The sequence below is a fragment of the Fischerella muscicola PCC 7414 genome, from assembly GCF_000317205.1.
Classification (GTDB): domain Bacteria; phylum Cyanobacteriota; class Cyanobacteriia; order Cyanobacteriales; family Nostocaceae; genus Fischerella; species Fischerella muscicola.
Genome location: NZ_AJLK01000006.1, coordinates 37,321 through 46,305, shown reverse-complemented (window position 1 = coordinate 46,305; position 8,985 = coordinate 37,321). Strand labels below are relative to the sequence as shown.

General features: G+C 37.7%; 6 protein-coding genes. All 6 read right to left on the bottom strand.

Going from position 1 to position 8,985, the window contains the following annotated elements:
• Positions 1-87 precede the first annotated feature (87 nt).
• Complete coding sequence (locus tag UYI_RS0100915; RefSeq protein ID WP_016864815.1) at positions 88-2,802, bottom strand: GAF domain-containing protein; 2,715 nt, start codon at positions 2,800-2,802, stop codon at positions 88-90.
• A gap of 89 nt (positions 2,803-2,891) precedes the next feature.
• A complete protein-coding gene (locus UYI_RS0100910) occupies positions 2,892-3,368 on the bottom strand; it encodes a chemotaxis protein CheW (protein WP_016864814.1) in 477 nt (158 codons plus the stop codon).
• 10 nt (positions 3,369-3,378) lie between these two features.
• Positions 3,379-3,741, bottom strand: coding sequence for a response regulator transcription factor (locus UYI_RS0100905; RefSeq protein WP_016864813.1), 363 nt, complete (start codon positions 3,739-3,741; stop codon positions 3,379-3,381).
• A 207-nt stretch (positions 3,742-3,948) separates the two neighbouring features.
• The gene (locus UYI_RS0100900; RefSeq protein ID WP_016864812.1) at positions 3,949-5,127 is read right to left on the bottom strand and encodes a response regulator; all 1,179 of its coding nucleotides are present in this window, start codon (positions 5,125-5,127) and stop codon (positions 3,949-3,951) included.
• Positions 5,128-5,696: 569 nt separating this feature from the next.
• Complete coding sequence (locus UYI_RS0100895) at positions 5,697-6,863, bottom strand: response regulator (RefSeq protein WP_157226276.1); 1,167 nt, start codon at positions 6,861-6,863, stop codon at positions 5,697-5,699.
• A 508-nt stretch (positions 6,864-7,371) separates the two neighbouring features.
• Positions 7,372-8,868 (bottom strand): sensor histidine kinase, encoded by a 1,497-nt coding sequence (locus tag UYI_RS0100890; protein ID WP_016864810.1) that lies wholly within the window; start codon positions 8,866-8,868, stop codon positions 7,372-7,374.
• Positions 8,869-8,985 lie beyond the last annotated feature (117 nt).

Here is an 8,985-nt window from a genome sequence, read left to right as displayed (position 1 = left end):
CTAACCACTAACCAATGTACAGACGTGCCATGGCACGTCTGGTACAACCAAACCAACAACCAACAATCAACAACTAACCACGAACAACTAACCAACTTTAAATTGACTGGCTGTTGTGAGTAATTCTTTGGCTGTTGCGAGAAGTTGTTGAAATACGGCGGCTAAAGCTTGGGCTTGGGCGACGGTATTATGGGAAATTTCAGTGACTTGTTGCATGGAGGTGGTAACAGAAACAGATCGTGTGGTTTGAGTTTGGGTAGCTGCGGTAATCTGTGCAATTAATTGACTGATATTTGTTGTGGCTGCTACTATCTCGTTGAGGTTATGGCGGGTATTGTTAACTAGGTTGGTTCCTTCTAGTACTTGTTGAATACCTGTTTGCATTGCCATTGCTACGTCTGTGGTTTCTGCTTGAATCTCTTGCACCAGTTTTTCAATTTCGGTTGTAGCCGCAGCCGACTGGCGAGACAGAGAACGAACTTCATCGGCAACGACTGCGAAACCTTTGCCGTATTCGCCAGCGCGAGTGGCTTCTATGGCTGCGTTCAAGGCTAAGACATTTGTTTGGGTGGCAAAGTTACTAATTAAGTTGACTACTTTGGAGATATTCTGAGAAGATTCGCTTAAACGCTGAATTTTTCTGCTGGTTTGGGCGACGGTTTCGCGAATAGCTTGAATAGCTTCAACTGTCTGGTTCATGGCGCGATCGCCAGATGTCAAAGTTTGGTTTGCCTTGTCTACAGCGACTTGCACTAAATCAGCACTGTTAGCGACTGCTTGGGTGGAGTCTCCCATCAGTTTAATTTCAGCTAAGGCTACAGAGATTTCCTGTGACTGCTGCTGTGCCAAATTGATCACGTCTATGAGGGATACGTCGCTATCTTGGGAAGTTTGGGCGACTTGCTGGGCAGCTTTTTGTACTTGCATGACTATCTGCCGCAGTGCTTGCAAGGTGTTGTTATAAGCATCGGCAATTGTCCCCAACTCATCATCTGTGATTGGGGCGCGGACAGTCAAATCTCCTCCCAAGGCTGGACGAAGGGCTGTGAGGGTTTGAATGCAACGTTGTTGGAATAACTCTTTTGCTGCTTTTTCTTTGGCAGCTACTGCTGCTAGTTGGGTTGACTGGGTTTGGAGTTGTTGCAGATATTCAACTTGTTGTAATGCCAGCCCTAACTGATCGCCGACTCTGGCAAGTAAGTTGATTTCCCACTCTTGCCAATGGCGGGGTTGGGAATTTTGATAGGCGGCGAGAATACCCCACAATTTGTCTCCAAAGAAGATCGGTGAAACTACATAGGCTTTGGCTTCAAATTCTTCCAATAGTTCGATGTAACAAGCTGACAATCCTTGTTGATGGATATCATCAATGGCAAGGCTTTCACCCTTTGCCAGTCGTCCCCCTTTGGTTTCCTGCAAATAGGTATCTTCCCAGAACTTGTTAACTTCTGTACCTACCAAGCGCCCCCAAGCACTAGCAACAGATTCGGCAATAAATTCGCCACTCCAATCATCACGGAAACGGTACACAGCCACGCGATCGCAACGTAATTGTTGGCGAAGTTCTTGAGTTGTGGTTTTGAAAATCGTGTCTACGTCTGGTGATTGCCGCAGGCGATTGGTAATCTTACTGTAAGCTTTTTCTTGTTCGGCAATTTGGGTTAACTGGTCTGATTTTTCTTGCAACTTTTCCAAGTACTCAGTCTGAATGATAGCGACACCAAACCCCATACCGATCTGAGCTAAAAAACTAATTTCCCATTCTTGCCATTTTCTCGCACCAGAGTTTTGATAAGCTGCTAGCAGTCCCCATAATTTTTCTCCAGAAAATACGGGCGCGATCATGTAAGCTTTAGCTTCAAATTGTTCTAAAATGTCTATATGACACTGGGATAATCCTGCCTTGTAAATGTCCTCAACCGTAAAGCTTTCACTACGAGCATAACGTCCGCCTTTGGTGTCTTGGAGATGGGTATCTGCCCAGACTGTTCTAATATCAGGCCCTACCAGACGCACCCAGCCATTACCAACCGATTCAGCAATAAATTCACCACTCCAGTCAGAGTTAAATTGATAAAGGGCAACGCGATCGCAACGCAGTAAGTTACGCACTTCTTGAGTGGAAGTTTGGAAAAACTGATCAACGTTGGCAACGCGGACAATTTTATCAATTACCTTACCAACAGCTTTTTTTGCCTGGGCTTGCTGTTGCTGTTCCTTTTGAAATTGAAACCTCTGCAAGGCATAAGTCAATTCTGTCGCCACTTGTGTCAGTAAATTAATTTCTGCTTCTTGCCATTGGCGCGACATCCCACATTGATGAACTGCTAACAACCCCCACAATTCACCTTCTACAAGAATCGGTACTGCTACACTAGCCTTGACTTGAAATTTTTCCCACAACTGACGTTGATAAGGAGTAGGTTCTACCTGGTTGATATCTGTAATTGTGATCGGTTCTGAATAATCTGGAGTTGTGTCAACACCAAATACAATAGTAGACAAGTTTTCACCAAATGCAGGTGTCCAACCAATAGTTTTGGACTCAGCCAACACCACACCTGTATCCAGATTGTGCCAACGATAAATTAAGGCGCGATCGCCTGCGATGATTTCCCGTACTGCTTTGGTTGTGACTTGAAACAGTGTATCTGCATCTGTGGCTTGTCGCATCTGCTTTGCGATCGCTTGCCATTGTTTTCGCCAATTTTTAAATGCTTGAGAGATATCTGTTGTTTCTAAAATTTCTTCTTGATTAACAACAAAACTATTTTCTTGATAATTGTCATAGGTAATTGTCATGAATAGAACCTCTATTTATATGAATATGTTTATTAACCTTCAGCATCTATAAGCAGTCCATGCATGAAATACCTTTCCTTGTCACCCTTCTAGTTTTCTACCCCAATTTGTGCTTGAAATATTGCTTTTGTATTCAAACTAATTAATATTTCTTCACTAGAACTGATAAAGTAACCTTGTACAAAAGGAGATATTTCCAAAGAAAACAAATGTTCATCCGGCGATTTTCTAAACTGTATATCCAGATTTTCAATATCTCGAATTTCACGTACCAAAATTCCCAAAGACTTGCCTTGATACTGGAGTTTTATCACCATCAATTTAGAAAATAAATCTGTTTGTGATCCTAAAGGAGGATAGCCAAACATCCTTTCCAAATCAACTAGCCATAGCATCTCGCCACGCCAATTGTATACACCGACAACACAACTAGGCATCTGTGGTACTCGACAAATATTTGTCAAGTCAATGGTGAATATTTCCTGGACATGTTCTAAAGTGATAAGCGCTATGTATTGATCCTTTAAAGTCAAGCTTAAATATCTTTGCTTGTTTTCTGTTTTCATTTCTTGCCGATTACTTAATTAATTGCTTCACCGTAACCACAAGCTCATCTTGATTGATTGGTTTACTGAGATAAGCATCACCGCCCAACATATTGCCCCATAACTTATCAACTTCGCTATTTTTCGTAGAACAAAAAATTACAGGAATTTTATTTGTGGCAGGATTACTTTTAATTTCTCGACATATCTCAAAACCACTTTTACCTGGTAAAATTACATCGAGAAAAATTAAATCTGGCTGACTTTGTAACAGCTTTTCTTCTGCTTCTTCACTACTTTTTGCTTTAATAACGGAATATCCAGCTTGTTGTAAGCAATTACAAATTAGTTCTAAATCAGTTAATCCATCTTCTACAACTAAAACAGTATTCATAGCAAAATCAAATCTTGTTTTGCAAAAAGATCAATTACATATATTAGCAACAGTTTGGAGATATTATAGTAGGGTGATAGGAAAAAATATTTATCATATCTCCACTGATTTTTTTATTCTGAGGTATTTGTTATTAAATAGGTTCAGTATCAATACGTATAATTTATAAATTTTACATTTTTTAATATAGATAAATTCTTGAATTTATCACTTACTAAGATTAGCGAAAGACTGCACTGGCAAATATTTGTTTAGCATAGCCATAACTTGATCAACTACAATTGGCTTATTGAGAAAATCTGTAGAGCCTACGACTTTGGCGCGAGTTCTGTCAAAAATTCCATTACTACCAGTTAAAATAATTATTGGCGTATTAGCAAAAAAAGAAATTTTTCTTAATTGAGCACAAATTTCATAACCACTCGTGCATGGCATCATTAAATCTAAAAAAATTAAATCTGGCTTTTGCTCAATTAAATTTACTAAAGCTTGTGTAGAGTCTTGAATATGAAGAAATCTCAAGCCATTATCAATAATAATTTTTCCCAAGATATGACCTAATTGTGGACTATCATCTACATAAGCAACTAGTCGATTTCTGTTTTGTATTAGAGATTTATCTACAGATGTTGTAGCGTTATTAGATAAATTTAAATACCAGTCTTTAACTTCTTTTAGTTGAATTTTCCCTTGGTTGATATGTGGTAATAAATAACGAGTAATAGGCAAAATATCTTGTTTTATTTTTATTGCAATATCACGCAAAGTATAGTTACCATTAAGCAAATTTATAAAACTTTTGTATACACTTTGACTAACTTGGTATTGCAGTTGTTCTGGTTGATTTAGGGAAGGTGCTAAATTAGGAGAAATTGTTGCTAAATCCGCTTTTGCCCAATTCTGCCATAATTGATATGTGCGACGCAAAATAATTTCTGTGCTTGTAAGAATAATAGGTGCATCTAAAACGATTTCTGAACGGCGATCGCAAAATACGTGAGTACAATGTACCTCTTGGATTATATCAAATAATATTTCTGTAACGGTATTCTCTACAATTGTATTTACTTGTGACCATTCTATTTTTTGCATTTGATGTAAGGTTCTCAATAACTGGTAATCCCAGTTATTGATAGATAGATTTTGCCAACGCCATTGCAGACTCTGCAAATCGACTTGTGGGAAATTTTGAGCCATATGTCTGCGTAAGCGTCGATGGGGGTGAATACCGCCTGTTGCCCAAATAATACTTCCTTGATGATAGTAAATACGAAATTTATGACGATAACTAGTTGTAATATCTAATGCGCCACTATAGAGCGTTTGATGAAAGTGTAAGAATTCCAATAGTAAATTCTTCACATTCATCTGTTGAGGGCAATCCATTTTTACTTTCTCCTAAGTATATATATTGTGTAATACATCAAAATTATTGATAACAAAAATAAGGTAATTTATAGTTACTTTCTCTAGCTTATACAAATTTTTTGATGTAGATTATTGATATATAGATTTTTTCAAAAATATAAAATTTTGGGATATTTATTCACACCCATAACTCCGTCATACTCTACCTGAACTACATCAACCTAAGCCTGATTAACCTTGTGGTCTAATCTAGTAGCTCTAGATTATTATGGTGTACACATAATAAAATTTATATTTATTTATAATTTGATTATTGCAATTATGTTAAAAAATATATATCCGTAAAACTTCTGATTTTTTCAATCTAACTCCATTGTTATAGCTATGATATACTATTAGTTATCTAGGTAATTTTATTTAATACTGATCTACTATGTAAAGATTAATTTGCTCTAATAGCAAAAATTTTAATATCTTGCGTATAGAATAATTGCAGACAAATAAAAATTATATTCCCAAAAATCAAAAGCTTTTTTCTAGCTTTTATGCTTTTTTTCTGTAGAAAATTACTTCCCTCGCCAGAAGAATTAGTTGATTGCAGGATGTAGATATTTGCGTATTAAAGCCATAATTTTATCAACGGTAATAGGTTTAGACATAAATTCTGTTGCACCTGTTACCCTAGTACGAATTCTGTCTAAAAGACCATCTTGGCTGGTGAGAATAATAATTGGTGTGTTTGTAAAGGCAGAAATCCGCCGTATTTGTGTACACATTTCATAACCATTAATTACTGGCATGATCAGATCTAAAAATATTAAATCTGGTTTATTTTGAATTAAGTTAGGTAATGCTTGAATAGGGTCTTGAATCTTAAGACATCTAAATCCATTTGTTACCAACATTTGCTCTAGCATTTGACAAACTTGTGGACTATCATCTATGCAGGCTACAAGTGGGGGTTTAGGTGCGTGTGGTGGAGATGATGAATAATTTTTGCCATGAACTAGTTGCAACATCGGTAGATCGGGAACTTCTACAAGTTCTATCACACCTTTAAGGATAAAGGGTAGTAGAGAACGTGTAACTGGTAAAACATTTTGTTTAAGTTTGATCGCTAAATCACGTAAGGTATGCTTACCACTCAATAGAGAGGTAAACTTCTGATATATTTGGGGATTAACTTGTTGCTGTAGTTCCTCTGGCTGACATACTATTGGTGCTAAATTAGGAGAAAATTTTGCTAAACCTGCTGCTGACCAAGCTTGCCATAATTGTTGTACTTCCTGCAAAGCCATTTGTACATTTGTAAAATTCATTGGTGAATTCAAAATAATTTGCTGTTGGCGTTCATAGTGAATTTCACTATATTTTGCTTGTTGAATTAGATCAAATAGTAATTCATTAATAGTGGTTTCAGTAATAGTGTTAACCTGTTCTCTGTTAATTTTATGTTGAGAATATAAAGTTTCTAAGACACGATAATCCCAATAATCTCTTGATAAATCAATGAATTGCGATCGCACTTGTGCAATGTCAATTTGTGGACAATATTGTGCCATTAGCCTACGCCAACGCCGGAAAGGATGAGAACCCCCAGTTGCCCATACAATCCTACCTAAACGATAGTAAAAAGTATAGACTTGTCCCTTAACTATTTTGATTTTTAATTCACCGTTATATTGTAATTTTATGCAGTTGTTAAATTCATAGACCAATTGTGAGAAATTACTTTTTTCTGTAAAACTCATCATTTTATTATCCATTGTTTGAATATAGAATTTTTTAGAAAATGAGTAAACGCAAAAATATCTTTGACCCACTAATCAATATGAGTCAACCAACAAGTTTATTTTGTTTGATTTTATAATGGATATTTTGTCTTATCTTTTGACTAAATTTATTTTGTCAGCCGTTACTTGAAGATGAACTACAGTTTAGTATGACTTATTATATTATTCAATAATCAGATGCGTAATAACCGTAAAATCACTGTAATTTTTAATACTATTTTCATAAATAGTATTTATATATAAGGCTTTTCCTCAAAAATCTCAGAGAATCCTCAGCTTCAAGCCATTGTATAAAAAATATAAAGTTTTATTTCTCGTTTTAATCTAAATTACATACTTACCTAGCGATCGCTTACTGTTACATATTCTGCCTAATTCTATAGGTACAATTATCCCCTGTGAAGGCAGCACATGGAACTGCTACATCATGCCAATGTGCGATCGCAGATATTTACAAATAGCAACATTCTTACACTTTTGAATGTTGAATTTTGAACTTTGAATTCCCTTGCTTTTCCGATCCTTCTAAAGGTAAGAAGACTGTTAAAACCTCTCCATAGCGAGGACGCTCACGCACAATCAATTTGCCACCAATAGCTTGAAATAAATGCTTGGTTGCATTGAGATTCAAACTGATTGTACCTGTTTCTGGTTGGAACATCAGTAATTGACCAAGAGCTTTGCGAATTGGTGGCGTACAGTTTGATACAACTGCTGCGTCATTGTCTGCCGCAAGAGGCAAAGGCAGTAATTGCAACTTTAGTTGATCGCCAGCGGGAATTACCTGTACTTGAATATGGCTACCTGCTGGTAAGTTGCGGGTGAAATTCTCTATTAAACCTGTGAGAACCCGGTCGAGCATGGTAGGATTGCTTACTACAGTCGGCAAATCCTGGGGTAAAACTACATCCAGCTTCAAGTTACGCCGACTAGCTGCTTCTTGCCAACGGGGAATACTCGCTTGCAACACCTGCTCTAGACTCATTGCTGTCAATTGATGGCTTGTAGCTTTATCTGTAGCAGATGTTTCTAGTTCTGCTGCTCTAAACAGCAATTCCATCCTGTCAATCTGCTCGGTACACTCACGATCAATAACTTTCAATCGCTTAATGACATTGGCAGGTAAATCGCGCTGTTTCAGCAATAGTCTAGTGATAGTGCGAATAGTTGTCAAAGGAGTACGGACTTCATGAGCAAAAGCTTGCAGCATTTCCACATCATGTTTTGGTGATGCAGAGTAAGAAGAATTAGTCTCGGCTTTTTGGTCCTGCTCAAGTGATCCTTCTATTGCTTCCCTTGCTCCTAGTCCGCAGTCCCTTACCCCTTCTTGCTCCGGTAATTCTGCTAGCAACAATTGACTAAACTGCATGACCGTGCGATAATCCGGTGCAGTAGGGTAATAGTTCTGTACCGTCTCTTCGAGTTCAGCAAACAAATCAGGATTACTCAACATTACGCGTGCGCTCAGCGCGCGCCACGCCTGTTGCACCACCTCTGAATCAAAGGAAAATAAAAAGGCTTTTTGATCGTTTTCTTCTGCTAAAACTAGAACTAATCTAAATTTTTTCGTAAAAATCAGACAAAACTGCTCTTTTGCTAACGGGTCTGTTTTTAGCAAAGGTAAAATTGACTTATTACAGACAGTTGCCTCTGCTGCGATCGCAACTTCCTGATCAGACATCTGAAATGGCATTAGTGCCAAATGATTAAACGGTTCTGCTGTAAAAGTTATTGACTGCAACTTTTGAGTCAACTTAGGATCATCAAACACAGGTGCTGGCGCAGCTAAAACCAATCCTTGCGCTACATCCCCATCAAGGGTTCTCAAGGCATCTAACAGCAATTGTTGTGTAGCCGCCACGCATAAGCGCCACTGTTGCTGAGCCTTTGTAGATGAACAAAAACCCATAGTTGATTGACTATCGGCTAATACTTCGCTCAGACTAGGCAAGATCCATTTGTACACAGGTATTCACCCCTTAGTTCAACAGCGACATCCAGCGTTTAAGGCAGAGTTTTCACTACTTTTTCACTGTTACTTACGAGGTTATCGATCTTTGTGCAATGGTGAAAGTCGTATAAC

Coding starts and splice junctions, on each gene's coding strand:
- UYI_RS0100915 (WP_016864815.1), bottom strand. CDS start 2,802: ATGACAATTACCTATGACAATTATCAAGAAAATAGTTTTGTTGTTAAT.
- UYI_RS0100910 (WP_016864814.1), bottom strand. CDS start 3,368: ATGAAAACAGAAAACAAGCAAAGATATTTAAGCTTGACTTTAAAGGAT.
- UYI_RS0100905 (WP_016864813.1), bottom strand. CDS start 3,741: ATGAATACTGTTTTAGTTGTAGAAGATGGATTAACTGATTTAGAACTA.
- UYI_RS0100900 (WP_016864812.1), bottom strand. CDS start 5,127: ATGGATTGCCCTCAACAGATGAATGTGAAGAATTTACTATTGGAATTC.
- UYI_RS0100895 (WP_157226276.1), bottom strand. CDS start 6,863: ATGATGAGTTTTACAGAAAAAAGTAATTTCTCACAATTGGTCTATGAA.